Annotated in this window: 17 protein-coding genes and 3 pseudogenes; 11 read left to right on the top strand and 9 right to left on the bottom strand. The window is 63.4% G+C overall.

Translation table 11 applies throughout. From position 1 onward, the window contains the following. Nucleotides 1-54: 54 nt before the first annotated feature. Both EJ078_RS23245 and EJ078_RS23240 read left to right on the top strand, forming a co-directional pair. A pseudogene (locus EJ078_RS23245) lies at nt 55-255 on the top strand (FAD-dependent oxidoreductase); the annotation flags it as partial. 261 nt (nt 256-516) lie between these two features. After that, entirely contained in the window at nt 517-1,419 is a 903-nt protein-coding gene (locus tag EJ078_RS23240; protein ID WP_127214517.1) for an SH3 domain-containing protein, read from the top strand. A 41-nt stretch (nt 1,420-1,460) separates the two neighbouring features. Here EJ078_RS23240 and EJ078_RS23235 read toward each other — a convergent pair whose 3' ends face one another. Further along, complete coding sequence (locus tag EJ078_RS23235) at nt 1,461-2,207, bottom strand: SDR family oxidoreductase (protein ID WP_127214515.1); 747 nt, start codon at nt 2,205-2,207, stop codon at nt 1,461-1,463. A 265-nt stretch (nt 2,208-2,472) separates the two neighbouring features. On the opposite strand from EJ078_RS23235, the gene zwf reads away from it, so the two are divergent. The 3 genes from zwf to edd all read left to right on the top strand — a co-directional run bounded on the left by zwf (nt 2,473) and on the right by edd (nt 6,529). Continuing rightward, nucleotides 2,473-3,942, top strand: a complete 1,470-nt coding sequence (zwf, locus tag EJ078_RS23230) for a glucose-6-phosphate dehydrogenase (protein WP_095801102.1) — start codon at nt 2,473-2,475, stop codon at nt 3,940-3,942. Beyond that, nucleotides 3,924-4,640: a 6-phosphogluconolactonase gene (gene pgl, locus EJ078_RS23225; protein WP_127214513.1), complete on the top strand. Its 717-nt coding sequence runs from the start codon at nt 3,924-3,926 to the stop codon at nt 4,638-4,640. The genes zwf and pgl overlap by 19 nt, the downstream gene beginning before the upstream one ends. Nucleotides 4,641-4,705: 65 nt before the next feature. After that, nucleotides 4,706-6,529: a phosphogluconate dehydratase gene (edd, locus tag EJ078_RS23220; RefSeq protein WP_127214511.1), complete on the top strand. Its 1,824-nt coding sequence runs from the start codon at nt 4,706-4,708 to the stop codon at nt 6,527-6,529. Nucleotides 6,530-6,622: 93 nt separating this feature from the next. Here the strand turns inward: edd and EJ078_RS23215 are convergent, their stop codons facing one another. Continuing rightward, the gene (locus EJ078_RS23215; protein ID WP_127214509.1) at nt 6,623-7,519 is read right to left on the bottom strand and encodes a LysR family transcriptional regulator; all 897 of its coding nucleotides are present in this window, start codon (nt 7,517-7,519) and stop codon (nt 6,623-6,625) included. Nucleotides 7,520-7,626: 107 nt separating this feature from the next. Between EJ078_RS23215 and EJ078_RS23210 the strand changes: the two genes are divergently transcribed. Beyond that, a complete protein-coding gene (locus EJ078_RS23210) occupies nt 7,627-8,628 on the top strand; it encodes an NADP-dependent oxidoreductase (protein ID WP_127214507.1) in 1,002 nt (333 codons plus the stop codon). A 51-nt stretch (nt 8,629-8,679) separates the two neighbouring features. Here EJ078_RS23210 and EJ078_RS23205 read toward each other — a convergent pair. The 6 genes and pseudogenes from EJ078_RS23205 to EJ078_RS23180 form a co-directional block, all read right to left on the bottom strand. Continuing rightward, nucleotides 8,680-8,805: pseudogene (locus EJ078_RS23205) on the bottom strand (transposase domain-containing protein); the annotation flags it as partial. After that, a pseudogene (locus tag EJ078_RS23200) lies at nt 8,806-9,021 on the bottom strand (transposase); the annotation flags it as partial. A 114-nt stretch (nt 9,022-9,135) separates the two neighbouring features. Beyond that, complete coding sequence (locus EJ078_RS23195; RefSeq protein ID WP_208720844.1) at nt 9,136-10,797, bottom strand: VWA domain-containing protein; 1,662 nt, start codon at nt 10,795-10,797, stop codon at nt 9,136-9,138. 86 nt (nt 10,798-10,883) lie between these two features. Further along, nucleotides 10,884-11,846 (bottom strand): GlxA family transcriptional regulator, encoded by a 963-nt coding sequence (locus EJ078_RS23190; protein ID WP_082953990.1) that lies wholly within the window; start codon nt 11,844-11,846, stop codon nt 10,884-10,886. Nucleotides 11,847-11,898: 52 nt separating this feature from the next. Next, nucleotides 11,899-12,798 (bottom strand): bifunctional methylenetetrahydrofolate dehydrogenase/methenyltetrahydrofolate cyclohydrolase FolD, encoded by a 900-nt coding sequence (folD, locus tag EJ078_RS23185; RefSeq protein ID WP_127214505.1) that lies wholly within the window; start codon nt 12,796-12,798, stop codon nt 11,899-11,901. A gap of 216 nt (nt 12,799-13,014) precedes the next feature. After that, a complete protein-coding gene (locus tag EJ078_RS23180; RefSeq protein ID WP_127214503.1) occupies nt 13,015-13,260 on the bottom strand; it encodes a hypothetical protein in 246 nt (81 codons plus the stop codon). A gap of 79 nt (nt 13,261-13,339) precedes the next feature. On the opposite strand from EJ078_RS23180, the gene proC reads away from it, so the two are divergent. Next, complete coding sequence (gene proC, locus EJ078_RS23175; protein ID WP_127214501.1) at nt 13,340-14,155, top strand: pyrroline-5-carboxylate reductase; 816 nt, start codon at nt 13,340-13,342, stop codon at nt 14,153-14,155. Here the strand turns inward: proC and EJ078_RS23170 are convergent. Beyond that, nucleotides 14,130-15,470 carry an NAD(P)H-dependent oxidoreductase gene (locus EJ078_RS23170; RefSeq protein WP_127214499.1) on the bottom strand — a complete coding sequence of 447 codons (1,341 nt, stop codon included), beginning with the start codon at nt 15,468-15,470 and terminating at the stop codon, nt 14,130-14,132. The two genes, proC and EJ078_RS23170, sit on opposite strands and share 26 nt — an antisense overlap. A 522-nt stretch (nt 15,471-15,992) precedes the next feature. On the opposite strand from EJ078_RS23170, the gene EJ078_RS23165 reads away from it, so the two are divergent. The 4 genes from EJ078_RS23165 to EJ078_RS23150 are packed head-to-tail and all read left to right on the top strand — an operon-like array spanning nt 15,993 to nt 21,549. Further along, on the top strand, nt 15,993-17,450 hold the full coding sequence (locus EJ078_RS23165; RefSeq protein ID WP_127214497.1) for a TolC family protein: 1,458 nt from the start codon (nt 15,993-15,995) through the stop codon (nt 17,448-17,450). Between the two features lie 30 nt (nt 17,451-17,480). Beyond that, nucleotides 17,481-19,613, top strand: a complete 2,133-nt coding sequence (locus EJ078_RS23160; RefSeq protein WP_127214495.1) for a type I secretion system permease/ATPase — start codon at nt 17,481-17,483, stop codon at nt 19,611-19,613. 15 nt (nt 19,614-19,628) lie between these two features. After that, nucleotides 19,629-20,918, top strand: coding sequence for an HlyD family type I secretion periplasmic adaptor subunit (locus EJ078_RS23155; RefSeq protein WP_127214493.1), 1,290 nt, complete (start codon nt 19,629-19,631; stop codon nt 20,916-20,918). Continuing rightward, nucleotides 20,908-21,549: a ribbon-helix-helix domain-containing protein gene (locus tag EJ078_RS23150; protein WP_095781935.1), complete on the top strand. Its 642-nt coding sequence runs from the start codon at nt 20,908-20,910 to the stop codon at nt 21,547-21,549. Before EJ078_RS23155 ends, EJ078_RS23150 begins: the two co-directional genes overlap by 11 nt. The last annotated feature ends 6 nt before the right edge of the window (nt 21,550-21,555 follow it).

Here is a 21,555-nt window from a genome sequence, read left to right as displayed (position 1 = left end):
CTAGCAAAGCATTCGCTATTCACCATTCACCATTCACCTGCGTTTCCGCATGCCTCGATGGGCGGGTATTCCGGCCACGGCATCATGCTGTCCAACTTCTTCGGCAAGCTCTACGCCGAGACGGTCGCAGGCAATCGCGACCGTCTGAAGCTGATCGAGAATCTGAAGATTCCGGCCTTCCCGGGCGGCCGTCGTTTACGCGCACCGCTGCTGTTTCTGGCGCTCCACTGGTTCGCAGTGCGCCGCAGGATCTGAAGCCGGAACATGTGCAGAAGCAGTTAATTCGACAAGTCCGCTTCCCTAACGGCACGTTGCGGAATCCTTAACAAACGCGCAGAATTTCGCAAAAAGGCGCACTGATGCCATAATCGGCGGTAAAAGATGCCGGTTCGGGGCGATAAGACGGGGATTTGCGCGGGCCTGCCCGCTGGAAATTTCGGGACCGATGCCGATCAGCCGCGAACGGTTTGCGGCAAGATCGAAAGAACGTCGGCCCGGTTGTTGGAGGTGGTTTAGGTGAACGAGCCCTTCAGTTTCGGTGCGCCGGAACGACGGCACTTTGCTGTGCGGTTCGGCTATGACATGCGGCCCTCGTTCTGGCAGGGCCTGCAGTCGAACGCGCATCTGGTGATCGCGGCCGTCGGCACCGCGGCGCTGCTTGGCGTGGCGGCGGTGGCGCTTTGGCTGGCCTTGCCGGCCAATGAGCGGCAGGCGATCGCGAAAACGGAGCAGACCGTCCCCGCGATCCCGGTCAAGACGAAGAAAATCGCTCCGACGGTATCGAGCGCTGTCAGTGTCGCCGCCGCGCCGCAAGCCGCGCGCAAGGCCGATGCGGTTTCGCCCATGACTGTATCCCGAGAAGCCGCCATCCCGGCACTGGCTTCCAACAATCCCCGCTGGAACGGCACGGTTGGTGAGCTTGCGCCCGCGGCGGATGCCCCGCCGGCCTCATCCGCCCAGGCAGCGGAGAAGCCGGCGACGCAGAACGACAAACCAGCCGTTGCCGCCTTCGCCGAATCCGCGTCCGGAAACGATGCTTCGGCCGCCCTGGCTGAGGTCGCATCGCCTGCGCCGGCTGCTGCCCAATCGGCAGACGCAAAAAAGCCTGACGACAAAATGGATGCGGCCCAGACCGCCGCCATCCCGGACGCGAAGCCCCAGGTTGCCGAGGCCCAGCCGGCGGCACCCGACGATGCGGCCCAGGACGAGCCGAAGCCCGAAAACGCCGGCACTGGCACCAATGGGCGCGTCCTGAGGGCTGTTACCATGCGTTCCGGCCCGAAGAACGGCGCCGCCGCGATCGTCACTGTGCCTGCCAAGTCAGCCGTGCAGGTGATGAGCTGCAAAAAATGGTGCGAGATCGTCTATAACGGCAAACGCGGCTGGATCTACAAGAGCTTCGTCAAGACCGGCGCCTGATCTGGACGCTCTTGGCGGCCTGACGCCGCCGCGACGTCGGTTCAGATGCAGCGCCCGCCGTCGACCTCCAGCGCCACGCCGGTGATGAAGGCCGCCTCGTCCGAAGCCAGCCAGAGCGCCGCGTTGGCGATGTCGAGCGGCGTCGACAGCCGGCCGAGCGGGATAGAGACGCGGAATTTTTCGCGGATCTCCGGCGTGTCGGCGCCCATGAACTTCTCCAGCATGCCGGTCTCGCCGGCGACCGGGCAGAGGCAATTGACGCGGATGTTCTTCGGGGCGAGTTCGACCGCCATCGACTTGGTGGCGGTGATCGCCCATCCCTTGGAGGCGTTGTACCAGGTGAGGCCCGGCCGCGGCCTGATGCCGGCTGTCGAAGCCGTGGTCAGTATGACGCCGCCGCCCTGCCGGTCCATGATCGGCACCACGGCAAGCGCGGCATGATAGATCGCCTTCATGTTGACAGCGGTGATCAGGTCGAAGGTTTGCTCGTCGACGCCGAGCATGTCGCCGTTGCGATGGGTGTAGCCGGCATTGTTGACCATGATGTCGACGCGGCCGAAGGCGCTTTTGGCGGCATAAACCATCTCGTCGAATTCGGAGCGTTGCGAGACGTCGGTCTGGGTCCAGATCGCGTTGTCGCCGATTTCCTTCGCCACGCGCGCTGCGCCCTTGGCGTTGAGGTCGGCAACCACGACGCGCGCGCCTTCCTCGGCGAAGCGCTTCGCCATGCCCTCGCCGAAGCCCGACGCCGCGCCGGTGATGATGGCAACCTTGTTTTGCAGACGCATGGTTTTTCCCATCATTGAAGGGCTGGCGGTCGCCATTCTCCCTTAGCTTTCGTCACATTCAGGTTCTATGTTGCAGGCGCGAACGCTTCCGGAAAGCTGTTGCTTGCCGACAAGCCTCCCGGCGGCGCCAGTGTCAAGGCCGCATTTGGGCCCAATCGATTGTCCAGCGATTGGTCCCGGATGTGACACCATGACACTGGACGATTTAAATCGATTAGAATATATCAGCGCCGCTACCGGCTAGCGGCATCAAACCGGACTGACCATGACCAGCCAGATCATCCCTGTCGAACCTTTCGACTTCATCATCTTCGGCGGTACCGGCGACCTGTCGGAGCGCAAGCTTCTGCCCTCGCTCTACCACCGCCAGCGCGACCACCAATTTTCGGAGCCGACGCGCATCATCGGCACGTCGCGCGCGAAGATGAGCGATGCCGAGTTCCAGACCTTCGCCAAGAAAGCGATATCGGACCATGTGAATCCGGCCGACATCGAGCCGAAGGAACTGGACACATTTCTTGCTCGGCTTTCCTATGTCTCGGCGGACGCCACCTCCGGCGTCGGCTTCGACAAGCTCAAGAAGGCCATCGGCGACAGCGACCGCATCCGCGCTTTCTACCTCGCGGTGGCGCCGGCGCTGTTCGGCGACATCTCGCATCAGCTCAAGGAACACAAGCTGATCACCCCGAACTCGCGCATCGTGCTGGAGAAGCCGATCGGCCGTGACCTCGCCTCGGCACGGGCGCTCAACGACGCTGTGGGTGACGATTTCCACGAAAGCCAGATCTTCCGCATCGATCACTATCTCGGCAAGGAAACGGTGCAGAACCTGATGGCGCTGCGCTTTGCCAACGCGCTTTATGAGCCGCTGTGGAACTCCGCCCATATCGATCATGTGCAGATCACCGTGGCCGAGACCGTGGGTCTCGAGGACCGCGTCACCTACTACGACAAAGCCGGCGCGCTGCGCGATATGGTGCAGAACCACATCCTGCAGCTGCTTTGCCTGGTTGCCATGGAAACACCGTCCTCGATGGACGCGGACGCCGTGCGCGACGAGAAGCTGAAGGTGCTGCGGGCGCTGAAGCGCATCAACGGCAACGAGGCGCCGAAGCACACGGTGCGCGGCCAGTATCGCGCCGGCGCCTCCGCCGGCGGGCCGGTCAAGGGCTATGTCGAGGAGCTCGGCAAGGACAGCAACACCGAGACCTTCGTCGCCCTCAAAGCCGAGATCGGCAACTGGCGCTGGGCCGGCGTGCCTTTCTATCTCAGGACCGGCAAGCGGCTGGCGACCCGCGTTTCGGAAATCGTCATCGAATTCAAACCGATCCCCTATTCCATCTTCGGCGACAGCGCCGGGCCGATCTTCGCCAACCAGCTGGTGATCAGGCTGCAGCCGGACGAAGGCGTCAAGCAGTACATCATGATCAAGGATCCGGGGCCGGGCGGCATGCGGCTGCGCCAGATCTCGCTCGACATGAGCTTCGCGCAATCCTTCCACAGCCGCGCGCCGGACGCCTACGAGCGGCTGATCATGGATGTGGTGCGCGGCAACCAGACGCTGTTCATGCGTCGCGACGAGGTCGAGGCGGCCTGGAAGTGGATCGATCCGATCCAGAACGCCTGGGAAAGCGCCAGGCAGGAAGCGCAGGGCTATACGGCCGGCACCTGGGGTCCGTCGGCCTCCATCGCGCTCATCGAACGTGACGGACGGACATGGCACGAGAGCAATTGAGCGGGGCCGTTTACGCCTGGAACGGCTTTGCCGACCGCCAGCAGCTGGCGGCGGCCCTTGCCGGCCACGTCGCCGCCCGCCTGACCAAGGCGATCACCGACCGCGGCACGGCGCTGCTCGCCGTATCCGGCGGCACGACGCCGGCAAAATTCTTCGCCGCGCTCTCTTTAATCCCGATCGCCTGGGACAAGGTCACCGTGACGCTGGTCGACGAACGTTTCGTGCCGCCCTCCTCGCCGCGCTCGAATGCCGGGCTGGTGGCGGCCAACCTGCTCCAGAACAAGGCAGCGGCAGCGCGCTTCGTGCCGCTCTACCATGAGGCGGCGACCATCGAGGACGCAGCGGCGTCGGACAGCGAGCCCCTGCAATCATTGCCCTGGCCTCTGGATGTGGTGGTGCTTGGCATGGGTGCCGACGGCCACACGGCCTCCTTCTTTCCCGATGCCGGCAATCTCGCCGAGCTCATCGACCCGTCCTCACCGCGGATCGTGCTGCCCGTGCATGCGCAAAGCGCCGGCGAGCCGCGGCTGACGCTGTCGATGGCGCGGATCGTTGCCGCCGGTTTCATCGCGCTCCACATCGAGGGAGAGGACAAGCGTATTGCCTTCGACGGCGCGATGGGAGCGGGCATGAAAAAGCCCATCCGCAACGTGCTCGAAGCGGCGCCGATACCGGTAGAGGTGTTCTGGGCACCCTAATTTCACCAAAGGAACAGCCCCGGAGGCTGTGGGAGGACGTTTTCCGGGGCCAGAAAGGACCAGCCATGACAGCCAGACGCGACGTCGAAGCCATCACCGAACGCATCCGCCAACGCTCGAAGGCCGGCCGCGAAGCCTATCTCGGACGCATCGCGGAGGCGTCGGGGCGCGCCGCCAACCGCGCGGTGCTCTCCTGCGGCAACCTCGCCCACGGCTTTGCCGTCTGCAGCCCATCGGAGAAGGTGGCACTCGGCGGCGATTGCGTGCCCAACCTCGGCATCATCACCTCCTACAACGACATGCTGTCGGCGCATCAGCCGTTCGAGACCTTTCCGGCGCTGATCAAGGACGCGGCACGCGAAGCAGGCGGCATCGCCCAGGTCGCCGGCGGCGTGCCGGCGATGTGCGACGGCGTGACGCAAGGCCAGCCAGGCATGGAGCTGTCGCTGTTCTCGCGCGACGTGATCGCCATGGCAGCGGCGATCGGCCTTTCGCACAACATGTTCGACGCCGCCGTCTTCCTCGGCGTCTGCGACAAGATCGTGCCCGGGCTGGTGATCGCGGCGCTCACCTTCGGGCACCTGCCGGCCGTCTTCATTCCGGCCGGACCGATGACGTCGGGCCTGCCGAACGACGAGAAGGCCAAGGTCCGGCAGCTCTATGCCGAGGGCAAGGCGGGCCGCGCCGAGCTGCTCGAGGCGGAGTCCAAATCCTATCACGGGCCGGGCACCTGCACCTTCTACGGCACCGCCAATTCCAACCAGATGCTGATGGAGATCATGGGCCTGCACACGCCCGGCGCCTCCTTCGTCAACCCGGGTACGCCGCTGCGCGACGCGCTGACCAGGGAGGCGGCGAAGCGCGCGCTGGCGATCACCGCGCTCGGCAATGCCTATACGCCGGTCGGGCGCATGATCGACGAGCGCTCGATCGTCAACGGCGTGGTCGGCCTGCACGCGACCGGCGGCTCGACCAACCACACCATCCACCTCATCGCCATGGCCGCGGCAGCCGGAATTTCGCTTACCTGGCAGGACATCTCCGACCTGTCGGAGGCCGTGCCGCTGCTCGCCCGCGTCTACCCGAACGGACTCGCCGACGTGAACCATTTCCACGCCGCCGGCGGGCTCGGCTTCCTGATCCGCGAGTTGCTCGACGAAGGCTTGCTGCACGAGGACGTGCAGACGGTCTGGGGCGAAGGCCTGCGGCCCTATGCTGTCGAGGCAAAGCTCGGCGCCGACGGCAGCGTCGTGCGTGAAGCGGCGCCGCTCGAGAGCGGCGACGAGAAGGTGCTGGCGCCGTTCAAGAAGGCGTTCCAGCCGACCGGCGGACTGAAGGTGCTTGCCGGCAACCTCGGCCATGCCGTGATCAAGACCTCTGCGGTCAAGCCCGAACGGCGCGTCATCGAGGCGCCGGCCAAGGTGTTCGACAGCCAGCAGGGGCTGAACGAAGCTTTCAAGTCGGGCACGCTGACCGGCGACTTCGTCGCCGTGATCCGCTTCCAGGGGCCGAAGGCCAACGGCATGCCGGAACTGCACAAGCTGACCACCGTGCTCGGCGTGCTGCAGGATCGCGGCCAGCGCGTCGCGCTGGTGACCGACGGGCGCATGTCGGGTGCTTCCGGCAAGGTGCCGGCGGCGATCCATGTGACGCCGGAAGCGGTCGAGGACGGGCCGATCGCCAGGATCCATGACGGCGACATCATTCGCCTCGACGCCGACGCAGGCACGCTGGAGGTGCTGGTGCCGGGAACGGAGTTCGCGCTGCGCCGCACGGCGGATGCCGACCTGATCGGCAACGAGTTCGGCTTCGGCCGCGAGCTGTTCGCCGGCTTTCGCCAACTGGTTGGCCGCGCCGACCACGGCGCCGCCGCCTTCGCAAATGCCTAACCTCAATCTGCTAAAAAAAGAGCGGCTCGGTGCCGCCGCTCGGAGCCGCCCTTTGTCGTAAGCGGTGTGCCATCGGCACCTAGACAAGAGGTCTCACGAGGTATTCTTGCCACTGAAGACCTCCGCCAAATAGTCAATAAACACCCTGACTTTACGTGGGGTGTGACGTCGCTGAGCGTAGAAGGCGAAGATCGGTTGCTCCATGGGTTCATGATCCGGCAGCAGCCGCACGAGGCGGTTCTCCGCTATATCCTGGGCGACCATGAAATCGCCCAAGAGGGAGTACCCCCCTCCCGCTAGGCAGGCGTTTCTCACCGCTCGCGCTGAGTTCATTGTCAATTGCTGCGGCACTTCGAAGTCAATGACCTTTCCTTGATGCGAAAACTTATGAACGCGCCCCCATTCCCCGCTGACCTGAGTAACGGATGGGCACGCTCTGATCTCGTCCAAGGTCCTGGGTGTCCCATATTGCTGGCAAAACTGGGGTGTCGCGACGAACACGATCCTCTGCGTGAAAATCCTCTGCGCAATCAGGGATGAATCGTTCAACGGTCCTACCCGGATGGCGACATCGAAGTGCTCGCCAATGAGATCAACCAAACGATTGCCAAGGTCGATTGAGACATCGAGCTGCGGGAACCGGCGCACGAACTCAGGAACCACTGGTGCCAGGCACTCATTACCAAAGGCCGTTACGCAGGAGACGTGGAGTTGGCCGCGAGGAGTTTCGTGGCGTTCGCGTACTGCGCTCCGCATCTGATCAAGCTCCTCCAGGAGGCCGGTGCTCTTTTGCACGAACTCCATCCCGGCATCCGTCAGATTGATCTGCCTGGTGGTGCGGTTAAAGAGACGTACGCCGAGATCGGTCTCCAAGTCCGCCACAATGCGGCTTACCGAGGCAGCGGAAAGGCGCAAATCCCGGCTCGCAGAAGAGAAGCTGTTATGCCTGGCGACTGCCACGGCCACCTTCATGGCCTCGATCATATCCATCCGCCATTCTTCCGAAATTCAAAATAATGTCTCTCACCGTGCGCTCTTTAACACGGAAGCCGAAATCATGCATCAATGGGGCGAACGCTCAAATTGAGGAGATGGACATGTCCAAAAATCCTAGCTGGATACTTCGCAGCTACCCTTCCGCAATGCCCTCCGTCGAGAACTGGAGCCTGGAGGAGCGTTCAATTCCCGATGCCGCGGATGGTGAGCTGCTGGTGAAAACTCTGTGGCTCTCCGTCGATCCCTATATGCGCGGTCGGATCAGCCCCGCGAAGAATTATGCTGCTGGTTTTAGAATTGGCGACCTGATGTGTGGCGGCGGAATTGGCGAGGTAATTACGTCTGAGTCTCCAGACTTCAAGCCAGGCGACCTCGTGATGAGCGATCATTTTGGTTGGCAGCCGTTCAGCGTGATCCCGGCCGCGTCAGCCAAGCCCGTGACGACAACCGACGCTCCGATTCAGGCCGTACTGAGCTATCTCGGCATGCCCGGTCTCACCGCCTACTTTGCCCTCAAAACCGCAACTCCGAAGGTGGGGGAAACGGTGTTGATCTCTGCCGCTTCAGGAGCTGTGGGGCAGATTGCGGGACAGATCGCGCGGATCAAAGGGTTCGACCCAGTCGCTGTTGCGGGCTCGGACGAGAAGCTGGAATGGTGCAGGGAGCTTGGATATCGGACTGGCGTCAATCATCGACGCTCCGCTGATCTCGTGGCAGATGTCGCGACCGCATGCCCTAGCGGCGTCGATGTCTTTATCGACAACACCGCCGGGCCGATTCACGATGCAGCCATGTTAAACCTCAACATCTTTGGCAGGGTGGTGGTTGTCGGGACTATTGCCTTGGCCAACCGGTTTGACCAGCCTGATATCGGTGTCAGGCATCTCAGAAGGACACTAATCACCCGTGCGCGCATAGAAGGGTTCTTGCTCGACGACCACGAAGGAGAATACGAGACCGCGATTGCCGATCTGCTGTCATGGTACAAACAGGGACTGCTTCAGACACGGGAAGATGTTGCGGAAGGGATCGAGACCGTGCCCCACGCTTTCGTTCGGATGTTGAAGGGAGAGAACTTCGGCAAGCAACTGGTCAAGCTATGACGCTCTAACCAGGGTTGTCCGCTTCGGCCCGGCCCGATTTTTGTGCACGCGTTACTCAAGCGGATCGTTCCAAGGCAGCAGCTCATCGATCCGCCTCCGCTCGTGGCCGTTGACGATGGCGGTAAGCGTGGTGGTCAAGTAGGCCTGCGGGTCAACAGCATTGAGTTTGCAGATCTCCTCTGGCGCAGGCAAAACTAGGTTGCCCTGCCGGGCCAGCGTTCGCCAGGACGACAGATGGTTGGCCTCCAGCCCGTGGCGCTCCGCTACTTCGTTCACCGTCACGCCCGGACGCAAGCCCTCCGAAACGATCTGTGCCTTGACCTCATCCGGCCATTGGCGATGCGCCTCACGTCGGCCCCGCCGTGTCGTGAGAACCTCCAATGTCGTGTCCATAGAGAAACTGCTTCTCGCTCATCCATGGAACCTTGATCACAGATCAGGCGTCAGCGGGCAACGTGGGGGCAAAACAGCGGTTACCCTTTTTCGTTCGTTTGCGGACGGCGATGCCTACTGAACGGTGATCTCGCTCCGCTCACCGGCCTTGATCGTCACCGGCATTTCCTTGTCCTGGCCCTGATCGGACATGTGCCGCACGACGACATAGTCGCCGGCGGGGATAGTCTGTTGCCAGCTGTCGCCATAGGTCAGGCCGAGCGACTTGCGCTTGCCCTCAGCATCCTTCTTTGACGAGAACACCTCGATCGAATAGGCGCCGGGCGCCGACATTGCCAGCACGCCGGCGCCGAGAGCCACCTTCACATCCTGGTTGTCGCCGGCCTTGATGCTGAAGGGCTGTTCGACAACGGCGAGATCGAGCGTGGTTAGCGCGACATAGTCGTCCGGCGGCAGCCAGAACTTGCTGTCCGGACCGTAGGAGTGCTCCACGCTTTCACGCGAACCGTCGATCTTCTTCTTCGCCTTGACGATCTCGAAGCCGATGCCGGAATTGTCGGCCTTGTCGCCGCCGGCGGTGTAGTAGGCGTTAAGCACGGCATGGCCGACGCCGACCACGATATCCTTCTCGACCGTCTGTCCGGCGGCAAGCTGGATGGTTTCGGTCACCGTGCCGGCGCCGATCTGCACCGTCACCTTTTGCTCGCCGGCGGGCACGGTGGCCTTGGTGTCGCCATAGTGGGTCGTGCTGCCGCCCGGATAGGCGAAGTCGACACGCGCCTCGCCGCTGATCTCCGAGCCCTGGCTCGCATGCGGGTGGATAACCAAGGTTCCGGCGTTCAGCGTGAACAACGGGCTGTAGGTCTGGCCGGCTTCGATCTTGATCTTCTGCTCGCTCCTTGCCTCGTCGGCGCGACCGACGACAATGTAATCGCCCGGCTCGAGATTGATCTTGAGCTCGCCATACTCGGTCATGACCTGATCGCCGCGCGAGCCGTCGGACTTGGCCTTGTAGATCTCCCAGGCATTGCCGTCGGTGACGGCATCGCCGCCTTCAGCCATGACGACGCTCGGCGTGAAGTTGAATTCAGGCTTGGCGGGTTCGGGTGCAGGCGCCGGCGCCGGGGCCGGAGCAGGCTCTGGCGCGGGCGCCAGCGCCGCGACGGTCTCGACCAGCGCTTGCTGCAATGCCTTCTCGTCGGAGGCCTGGATGTATTTTCCGCCGGTGTTCTCGGCGAGGCAGGCGATCTGCCTGCCTTCGTCGGCGGTCAGGCCGAAGCCGACTACGTCGGCGGTGAAGTCGACGCCGGTCTCCTTCAGCTCCTTGCCGAGCGCGCACGGATCGCCACCGCAGGTCTCAAGACCGTCGGTGATGAGAACGACCGTGGCCTTGTCCTCGGTGTATTTCAGCGCTTCGGCGGCCTGCTTGACGGCCGCCGTCAGCGGCGTCTTGCCGAGGAATTTCATGCTGTCGGCGGCCGCCGAGATCGCGCTCGCCGAACCCGCCTGCGGCGGCACGATCAGCTCGATGTCCGCGCAGCTGCCTTTCTGGCGATGCCCGTAGGCCATGAAGCCGATCTCGTCGTCGCCCGGCACCGACTGCAGCACCGTGCGCAGCGATTCGCGCGCGATCTCGAGCTTCGGCTTGCCGTCTATCTGGGCCCACATGGAGCCGGATGCATCGAGAATGATGATGACCCTGTTGGCGGCAAAGCCAAAGGTGGTCATCGACAAAAGGAGGATCGCCGCAGCAACGCTCCGTGCCAGTCCCGCCATGAAAATCTCCTGAGTGAACCCCCGTCCGCGCCGGGAAAGCTATTTGAGCCGGGCTTTGCAGACAAGTCCGATGGCCGGCAAGTCGCTCAATAGGTGGTTCGGCGCTCTTCCGACGGCGGACGGCCGAACTGCAGCCGGTAGCTTTGCGCGAAATAGGAGTGGGAGGTGAAGCCGGTGGCGATCGCGACGTCGAGGATCGGCATATTGGTCTGGCGCAGCAATTCGCGCGCCCGCTCGAGCCTGAGCCGCATGTAGTAGCGGCCCGGCGTCACGTTGAGATGGCGCAGGAACAGGCGCTCGACCTGGCGCACCGACAGGCCCGCCGACTTGGCAAGCTGCACCGCCGACAAAGGCTCATCGAGATGGTCGGCCATCAGCTCAACGATACGTCTCAGCTTCTCCGACTTGCCGGTGAGGTCGCGCTCAGGTCCGACGCGCTGGCGGTCACCGGCCGAGCGGATGCGCTCGTGCTGGAACTGGTTGGCGACGCCATTGGCGAGGTTGGAGCCGAAATCGCCGCGCACGATCTCCAGCATCAGATCGATCGAGGTGGTGCCGCCGGCGCAGGTGTAGCGCTTGCGATCGATCTCGAAAACGTTGCCGGTGCAGTTGATGTCCGGAAAACGCTCCATGAAGCCGGCGCGGTTTTCCCAGTGGATAGTGCAGCGGTAGCCGTCGAGCTGGCCGGCCTCGGCGAGCAGATAGGAGCCGACCGAGAGCGCGCCGAGCGCGTTGCCGCGGCGGCCCCAGCTGCGCAGCGCCGCCAGCACCTTGCTCTTGCCGGGGAACTCGGTGGTGAGCCCGACCGAGACGAACAGGATATCGACCGGCGGCATGTCGGCGACTGAATAGTCGATCTTGAGCGGAAGGCCGTTGGAAGCCATGACCGCGTCGCCATCTGCCGATATCGTCGTCCAGCCGTAGTAATCACGGCCGAGCAGACGGTTGGCCGAGCGGAAGCAATCGATCGCCGCCGCCAGCGAGAACATCGAAAACTTGTCGACCAGCAGGAAGCCGAACTGCCGACCGCCCTGAACGGGATCGCCCATGACCGGCCGTTCAACAAGAGCAGTAAGATTCGGCAAGGATGCTGCTTTCCGATCAGAAGGACGGCCGCTTCAATCCGGCCGCGAGGTAGGCGGAAGCTACAGTGTTGGCCATCAGCATGGCAATGGTCATCGGTCCGACGCCGCCGGGGACCGGCGTGATGGCGCCGGCGACCGCGGCCGCTTCGGCATAGACGACGTCGCCGACCAGCCGCGACTTGCCTTCGCCCTTCTCCGGCGCCGGAATGCGGTTGATGCCGACATCGATAACGGTGGCGCCGGGCTTCACGCAATCACCCTTGATCATTTCTGGACGGCCGACGGCGGCGACCAGGATATCGGCGGTGCGCGCCAGCGCCGGCAGGTCCTTGGTACGGCTATGGGCAATGGTGACGGTGCAGTTGGCGGCGAGCAGCAGATTGGCCATCGGCTTTCCGACGATGTTGGAGCGGCCGACGACGACTGCATTGAGGCCGGAAAGGTCCTTGCCGCGCACGCGCTGGATCAACAGCATCGAGCCGGCGGGCGTGCAGGGCACGAACGCCGTCTCGAGCTCGCCGGTACCGAGCTTGCCGACATTGATGAAGTGGAAGCCGTCGACATCCTTTTCCGGCGCGATCGTCTGGATGACGTTGCCGGCATCGATATGGCCGGGCAGCGGCAGTTGCACAAGGATGCCGTGGATCGACGGGTCGGCGTTGAGATCGCCGATGGTCTTCAACAGCTGCTCTTCGGTCGTCTCAGCCGGCAGCGTGTGCTGGAGCGAATGGAAGCCGCACTCCTTGGCCGTGCGCGACTTCGAGGCGACGTAGACCTGGCTTGCCGGATCCTCGCCCACGATCACCACCGCCAGACCGGGCCTGGTCGCGCCCTTGGCCGAAAGCTCGGCGGTCAGCGCCTTGACCTTCGATACCACGTCTGCGGCGACACTCTTCCCGTCGATCACTTCGGCCATCATTCACCTTCAACACTGTTGCGCGGCCACGCCTCGCACGCAGCCCTGATCCTCAATCCAGCAGTCGGCACGCGAACGCGGCGCGCAAGCGGTCAAATGCCGCGGGGCATTTTCACGAAAATTCGACAGGCCAATCCCGTCAAAACGTCGTCGGATGCCGTAAACCCGAAACCGGCTGCTTTTATCGAAGGCCGCTTTTAGCGAAGACGGGGTGTTTTAGAAATAGCGGCAGCGCGAGCGGCTTTCGGTCAGAACGCGCACCGCCTCGCGAAATTCGCGCAGGCTGGCCCTGATCTCGCCGATCTGGTTCTGCTGATCGCCTGGCGACTGGCGCGCCTCGGCTGTCGCCGATTGCGAACGGGAAGGCGCCGACGGAGCGTATGTGTCGTCGGGTGGTTCCGGACGCTGCGGATGGTCCGAACTATAGGAATAGGTGCGGCTTTGAGCGGATGGCGTCTCCAAGCCATGCTCCGACCTTGGAGTCTGGACTTTTCCGCAACCTCGCAAGCGGCTAAGGAGAGCCCTCTTTGCGGAGGTTTCGATGACCATCAGGCTCGTTCTCGCCGGTTGCGGCAATATGGGTTATGCGATGCTCTCGGGCTGGCTGAAATCCGGCAAGCTCGAGCCGTCGGCGGTGTTCGTGGTCGAGCCCAATGCCGAGTTGCGCAGGCGAGCCGAACATCTTGGTTGCGGCGCCGCGGCCGACGCATCCGCAATTCCCGCCGATGCCATGCCCGATCTCGTCGTCATCGCCGTGAAACCGCAGGTCATCCGCGATGTGACGGCAAGCTACAAGCGCTTCGCCGACGGCGGGACCACCTTCGTCAGCATCGCCGCGGGCACGCCGGTCGCGACCTTCGAGGAGATCCTGGGCGGGCTCGCGCCGATCGTGCGCTGCATGCCGAACACGCCGGCGGCGATCGGCAAGGGCATGATGGTGGTGTTTTCCAACCCGCTCGTTCCCGACAACGTCAGGCGCTTCGCCGCCGAGCTGCTGTCGGCGAGCGGTGTCGTGACGACGATCGACGACGAGAGCCTGATGGACGCCGTGACCGCGGTCTCCGGTTCCGGCCCGGCCTATATTTTCCATTTCATCGAGGCGCTGACGGTCGCCGCCGAGAAGGCCGGCCTGCCGGCCGAGACAGCCAAGCTGCTCGCCCTGCAGACCGTCTATGGTGCAGCCTCGCTTGCCGCCGAAAGCGATGAGGAGCCGGGCGTGCTGCGCCAGCAGGTCACCAGCCCGAACGGCACTACCGCCGCAGCGCTTGCAGTGCTGATGGGCGAAGACCGGCTGACGAAGCTTTTGACCGACGCGGTGGAAGCGGCGCGGCTCAGATCGATAGAGCTGGGGAAGTAGTCCTCACGCCATACAGCATCTCGTCCTGCAGTTGGCGCAGGGCAAATACCTTGGTCGTCTGGTCGGGCGTGGCGTTGTCGGCGGTCAGGAGTTCGCCCTTCCTGACCGGCTTCAGGACCTTGCCGCCTTCGAGCAGTCCGACCGGCACGGCACGGCTGGCGCGCGCCTCGGCGACCGTCATGGTCCAGGAGCGGTAGCAGGTCTCGCCGATGGCGTCGAAGATCTCGCCTGCGGCGAGGTCGCGCTTGGCGACCGCGCAGACCTCGGCCACCGGTTTAGGCAGCGGCACCATGTCGGGTTTGCCGTAGAGCATGATGCGGGCTGCGGTCAGCGGCACCTCCAGCGAGGTCAGGTGGTACGGCCTGAAGAAGCTGTAATAAGGGCCGTGGCCGACATGGAGATCGTCCATGCGCTCGACGACGCGCGGATGCGTCGCCTCAACGACGACGAAGACGCCAGGCGCCACGCCCTTGCCGATCGTGTAGTCGACGATACCCTTCTTCGCCAGGATGCCGCCGTCCTCGCGCGGGATGAGCACCTTGGCCAGCTGATCACGGTCGGCTTTCGGGCCATGCATGCCCGGAACATCGGGCACCAGGCCGGTGGCGTTGGCGATGGCGCACATCTCGACCATGGTCTTGGAGCCGTCCACGAACTCGACCAGCATGCGCGGGTTCATGTTCCGGCGCAGCGCTTCATCCCGATAATCGTCGGGAACGGCGTCGTGGTTGAGCGGGTTGTTCTTGCCCTTGCCGGCCGAGACGATGGTGTAACCGAGCGCCGAGGCGAACTCGATCAGCTCCATGCAGCTCGACGGCTCGTCGCCGGCGCCGACCGAATAAACAACGCCGAGCCGATCCGCCTGCTGCTTGAGGTAGCAGCCGATGGTCACGTCGGCCTCGACATTCATCATCACCAGATGCTTGCCATGCTGCATCGCCATCAGGTCGAAATCGGCGGCGACGCCGGGTTTGCCAGTGGCATCGATGACGACGTCGATCAGCGGATTGGTGACCAGCATCTCGTTCGAGGTGATGGCGATCCTGCCGCTTTCTATCGCCTGGCTTACCTTGGAGGCGGTCTCGGCTTCTGCAGCCATTGCATCGTCGCCATAGGCGATGCGGATCGCGTCGCGAGCCGTGTGCGGGCGGCGCGTGGAAATGGCCGCAATCGAAATGCCCGGCATCAGCATGCCCTGGGTCACCAGATCGGTGCCCATCTCGCCGGAACCGATGACGCCGATGCGCACGGGGCGGCCGTCGGTGGCGCGCCGGGCGAGATCGCGGGCAAGCCCGGTCAGGGCGACATTTGTCATACAAGAACGTCCATGCTTTGCTTCAGCCCGCAATACAGGGAACGATCCCCGTTTGCCAACAAAACCAGCCACCCATGGCAATTTCGTGCGCACGTCTTGCAGGACCGGCGCAGATTTCCCGCAACGATCCGCAACCTTCAGGTGTTTGAAAGCCTTGGCCATGTCCGGAGGAAGGGCGGATGCCGCGGTTCGTGCCAAGTGCCGATCTGACCGCCAAAGTTGGCACGGTGAGCGACGCCTCGGTCGATTCCTTTGTGCGGACTTACTGTTTATTTAGAGAAAATGGTGTTCGCGGTCACTTTCAACTGAATGGCGCCCCCGGCGGCGATCGTCTTCTGTGCCATTTTTGCTACATCCGCCGGGACTAATGGCTGGAATCCGTGCTTTTGGAGCGCTCTAAATCAATAAGTCCTCCCATCCGCGAAAAATCTGCTAGATACTCGTTGCAAGCTCCGGTGGCAGGCTTGGGCGAAATAAGCGCTGACAAAAACAAAACGGCGCGGGGATAGTCACGGGGTAGAAATGACCAGGACGGGTAAAGTGACCGTCGGCTGGCGCCTTGCGCTTGCCATGACGGTGTCGATGCTGGCTTGCGGAAGCGCCAGCGCACTCACGCTCAAGGAAGCTGTAGCAGTCGCGGTCGAATCCAATCCGGAGATTGGGCAGGCGATCGAAAACCGCGAAGCCATCGAATTCGAGCTGCGCCAGGCGAAAGGGCTCTATCTTCCCAGCGTCGATCTCGAAGCGTCGACCGGCGTCCGCCGTCTGGATAACGACTCCCGGCGAGCGCTCGACGAGGATCATGACGCGCTTTATCCAAACGAAGCGGACCTCACCGTCTCACAGACGCTCTATGACAGTGGCGCAAGACGGGCCGAATTGAACCGCCAGGCCTCGCGCGTCGACGGAGCTTCCTTCAGGGTGCTGGAACGGTCCGAATTCATCGGGCTTGCCGTCGTCCAGGACTATCTCGAATACATGCTGCAGGCGTCGATCGTCGCCGAAGCGAAGAAGAACCTCGGCTTCCATCAGTCTATACTCGGCGACATCAAGCAAGGCATCGCGGGCGGCGCGCTCAACGATGCCGACCGGCAGCAGGCCGAGGAGCGGCTTTACGCCGCCAAGGCGCGGATGCAGGAGGCGACCGAGGAACTGGAAGCGGCCAAGATCCGCTTCTTCAAGAATGTCGGCAAGCCGCTGACCAACCCGTCGCGGCCGGCCGATGTGGCCGGCGCGCTGCCGCGCTCGCTCGATGACGCGATCGGGCTTGCCAGACAGAACAATCCGCGCGTCCACATGGCCAACAGCGACATCGATGCTGCCGCGTCGCTGGTCGACGCCGCGCGGGCGAAATACGGCCCCACCATCACCGCCGAGGGTGTCGCACGGGGCGGCTATGACATCGACGGCGACGACGGCGACACCAGCGACCTGCAGGCTCGGGTGGTGCTGCGCTGGAATCTCTATCGCGGCGGCATCGACAAAGCCAACGAGCAGGAGCAGATCCGCCGCACCAGCGAGCAGCGCCTTGCGCTGCATCAGGTGCTGCGCGAGATCGAGGAAGCCGTCCGCACATCTTGGGACCGCCGCTTCCGCCAGGCGGAACTTGCGCAGACGCTGCGGCTGCAGGCAGCAACCAACGAAAGGCTGGTTGCCTCGTACCGCGAGCAGTTCAAGGTCGGACAGCGCTCGCTGCTCGACGTGCTGGATGCGCAGAACACGCGCTTCAACACCGCGACGCTTGCCGATACCTCGTCCTACGCGTCGCTGTTTGCCCAATACCGGCTGCTGGCCGCGACCGGGGAGTTGCTGAAGACGCTGAACATCCAGCCGGCCAAGCAGGCAGCCGCCTACGCGCGTAGCGAATTCGGCACGCCGGCGACAGCCGATACCGAAACCTATGCGCGCACACCATCGGAGCAGAAGAACGATCTGCCGTTCGACATCCTCGCGCCGGTCAGGAAGAAGCAGCCGATGTAAGCATCGATCTCTGGTCCTTCGGGGCGGATCGTGAACCAGCAACCTAATATCGTCTCGCCCAAGGAGGCTTTCAAAGCCTGCTTCTCGGCGATTGCAGCCTATCTTGGCCGGCCGAGCGCCGAGACCGTGCTGTTTGCCGGGGTGCCGATTTCGGACACGCTGATCGAGCCGGACAACATCAGGCATCTGGCCGAACGGATCGGTCTCGAGGTCCAGGCGTTCAACCATCGCGATTTCGTGCGCGGCCGGGTCGATCTTCCGGCCATCGTCTTCCGCGCCAGCCAACTGCCGGTTGCGTTGCTCGCCGAAACGGAAACTGGGCAATTTCTAACGGCGCCGCAGGAAAACGGCCGCACCACGATCGGCAAATCGGAGCTTGCCGAAAGCTACATCAGCGGTGGCGCCTCATTCTCGATCACCTATGCCAACACCGCCGAGGAGATGACGGTCGGCACGGCGCCGAGGATCGAAAGACGCCATTGGCTGACCGGAACGATGGGGGCGTTCTGGCGCACTTACTCGAAGGTCGTGCTGTCGGCGGTCTTCATCAACCTCTTGGCGATCGCCTCGCCGATCTTCACCATGAACGTCTACGACCGCATCCTGCCGAACAAGGCGATCTCGACGCTCTGGGTGCTGGCGCTCGGGATCGGCGCGGCCATCCTGTTCGACCTGTTGCTGAAGACGGCCCGTGCCTCGCTTATCGACTATGCCGGGCGCAAGGCGGATCTCAGGATTTCCTATCTGCTGTTCGAGAAAGTGCTCAACTCGTCGCTTTCGGCGCGGCCGGGATCGACCGGCGAATACGCGAATCGCGTCACACAATATGAGTTCGTGCGCGAGTTCTTCACCTCGAATACCATAAGCGTCTTCATCGACACGGTTTTCGTCTTCGTCTTCCTGCTGGTCATCTACGCTATTGGCGGCTGGCTGGCGATCATACCGGCGCTCGCCTTCGTCATCGCCGTCATTGTCGGTCTGGTGACACAGAGTCGCATCGGCAGGCGGGTCGCCGCCTCGATGAACGAATCTGCCCAGCGGCAGGCGCTCCTGGTCGAATCCATTTCCACGCTGGAGACGATCAAGTCGCTGCGCGCCGAGGCCTATCTGCTGCGCAAATGGGGCGAGCACTCGAAGAACGCTGCCAACACCTCGGAGAAGATCAAGGAGCTTTCCGCCGCTGCCGGCAACATCACCGGCGCCATCCAGCAATTCGTCACCGTCGCCCTGGTGGTTGCCGGCGCCTATGCCTTCTCGGAAGGCCAGGTCTCGACGGGCGCGATTATCGGCACGGTCATGCTGGCGGGCCGCGCGGTCGCGCCGCTCGGCCAGATCGCCATCACACTCTCCCGCTTCCGGCAAGCCGTGCTGTCGCTCAGGATCGTCAATACGATCATGTCGCAGCCGGAGGACCGGCCCGACACGGTTGGCTTCGTCAACCGGCCGATCCGCAGCGGCGCGATGCTGTTCAAGAATGTCGGCTTCGCCTATCCAGGCACCGAAAACGAGGTTCTGATCGGGCTCAACATCGCAATCCGGCCCGGCGAGCGCATCGGCATCATCGGCCGCATCGGCTCCGGCAAAACCACGATGGGCCGCCTAATCGGCCGGCTGTTCCTGCCGACGTCCGGAGAACTGCTGCTCGACGGCATCGACATCCGCCAATACCACCCCTCTGAAGTTCGTGCCGCGGTCGGTATCGTCGCGCAGGCCGGCGACCTGTTTTCGGGCACGATCAAGGAAAACCTCCTGATGGCCGCGCCGGACGCGACCGACGAGGAAATCATCGATGCGGCGAAGGCCGCGGGCGTCGACGATTTCGTCTCTCGCCATCCGCGCGGCTACGACATGAATGTCGGCGAGCGTGGCACCAATCTGTCGGGCGGCCAGAGGCAGGCCGTGGCGATCGCGCGGCTGTTGCTGACCAAACCGAAAATCGTGTTCCTGGACGAGCCGTCGGGTTCGATGGACCTGGCCTCGGAACGGCAGTTGATCAGGCAGCTCAAGGTGGCGTTCGACCGCAACACGACGCTGATCGTGTCGACCCATCGCTACAGCATGCTGGAGCTGGTCGACCGCCTCATCGTCATCGAGCAGGGGCGCGTGGTCGCGGACGGAGCAAAGGAACAAGTCATCCAGGCATTGCAAAAGGCGAATGCCTGACCGGGACGTTGGGGAATGTTAGCAAAAGACGACCGGCCGCCGCTTTTCGCTTCGGCGTCCGTATACATCATAGGGGCACTGTTCGTGGCCTTCACCGCCTGGGCATCCTTTGCCGAGGTCGATGAGATCGCGCGCGGCGACGGCAAGGTCATTCCCGCTTCCAAGACGCAGATCATCCAGGCGAGCGAAGCCGGCGTCGTCCAGGAAATCGCTGTCAAGATTGGCCAGACCGTCAGGAAGAACGATCTGATCATCCGCCTCGACAACACAGGCAACACCTCGAGCCTCGGTGAGGAGCAGGCCAAGGCGCGGGCGTTGCAGGCGCGCATTGCCAGGCTCAAATTCGAGCAGAGCGGCAATCTCGAGGGCGCGTTCCCCTGTCCGTCCGACATCCAGAAGACTGCCCCGGAGATCTGCGACAACGAGCAGAAGCTGCTCGTTGCGCGCCGGGACAACTTCCAAGTCAAGCTGTCCGTGCTGAAGTCGCGTCTCGATCAGCGCGAGAAGGAACTGGACGAGGCAACCGCCAATTCAGACCGCCTGTCCAAGAGCCTCGCCGTCAGCGACCAGGAAACGGCGCTCGTCGAATCGATGGTCAAGAAAGGCCTAATGGCCAGGACCGAACAGATTCGCGTCGAGCGGGAGCAGACCGATCTCCGCGGGCAGCTCAAGCTTGCCGGAGAGACCATCAAGAAGAGCAAGGCGGCCATCACCGAGGCGCAGCTTCAAGTCGACGAGCTCGGCCTGCAATTGCAGCAGGAAGCATTGAGCGACTTGACGCAGGCGCTGGCGGACCTCTCTGTGGTGGACGAAACCATTCGCGGCGCCACCGACAAGGTGGCGCGGACCGATATCCGCTCGCCTGTCGACGGCATCGTCAACACGCTCGATGTCAATACGCTCGGCGCTTTCGTCCAGCCGGGCGCGGTCGTGGCCGGCATCGTGCCGACCTCGGAGACGCTGCTGGTCGAGGCGCGGGTCTCGCCGCGCGACGTCGCCTTCATCCAGCCGGACCAGGACGCGCTGATCAAGGTCACGGCCTACGACTTCTCGATCTTCGGCGGCATCGAAGGCAAGGTCTCCAACATCACCGCCGACAGCCTGGTCGACCAGAAGACGGGCGAGCCCTACTATCAAGTGCGCGTCGCGACCGAGAAATCCACGCTGCAAAGGAACGGCAAGACTTATTCGATTATCCCCGGCATGATCTGCTCGGTCGATATCAAGACCGGGCGCAAGACGATCCTCAACTATCTTTTGAAGCCCATCAACAAGGCGCGCCAGGAGGCGATGAGTGAACGATAGCGCCGCACGCCCCGACACTCCGCGCGACCGGCTGCTGCCGCCGCTCGCAGCCGAGGATTTCGGCCCGGAGTTCCGCGTCGTGGCGCGTGGCGGCGTGCGCCGCGGCATCCGGCTGGAGCGAGCCTTCTGGGTGTCGCTGAAGCAGATGGCCGAAAGCCGCAAATGCACGATCGGCATGCTGGTCGAGGAGATCGCCGAAAATCATCCCGACCAGGGCAATCTCACATCGGCGATCCGGGTCGCATGCATGCGCGGCCTCGCCGAGGAAAGCATGGAACTGCGCAAGCTCGCCTCGATCCGGACCATCAACGCGATCCTGGTCGCCTGCCCCTCGCCCGCCTTCGCGCTGTCTTCGTCGAAGAAGATCCTGACCTTCAATGCCCCATTCCAGCAATTGGTCAGGCGCCAGCTGCCGAACGCGCCGGGCGACGACGGCAGGCAGGACCTCAAGCTGGCGCTGGACCTCAACGTCGTCGACGTTTTTGCCCGGCTCGACGCCAATGGCGAGACACCCGTCACCACCGGCTTCGTCATCGGCGCCGGCGAGCGCCGCTACAGGGGCCAGCTCAGCGCGGTGCGCGCGCCGGTCACAGAGCCGGAGCTGTTGATGGCGTTCGTCTTCAACGGTTGAAGAGGC

Source organism: Mesorhizobium sp. M1A.F.Ca.IN.022.06.1.1 (assembly GCF_003952605.1).
Classification (GTDB): domain Bacteria; phylum Pseudomonadota; class Alphaproteobacteria; order Rhizobiales; family Rhizobiaceae; genus Mesorhizobium.
This window is presented reverse-complemented; position numbering and strand designations above follow the sequence as displayed.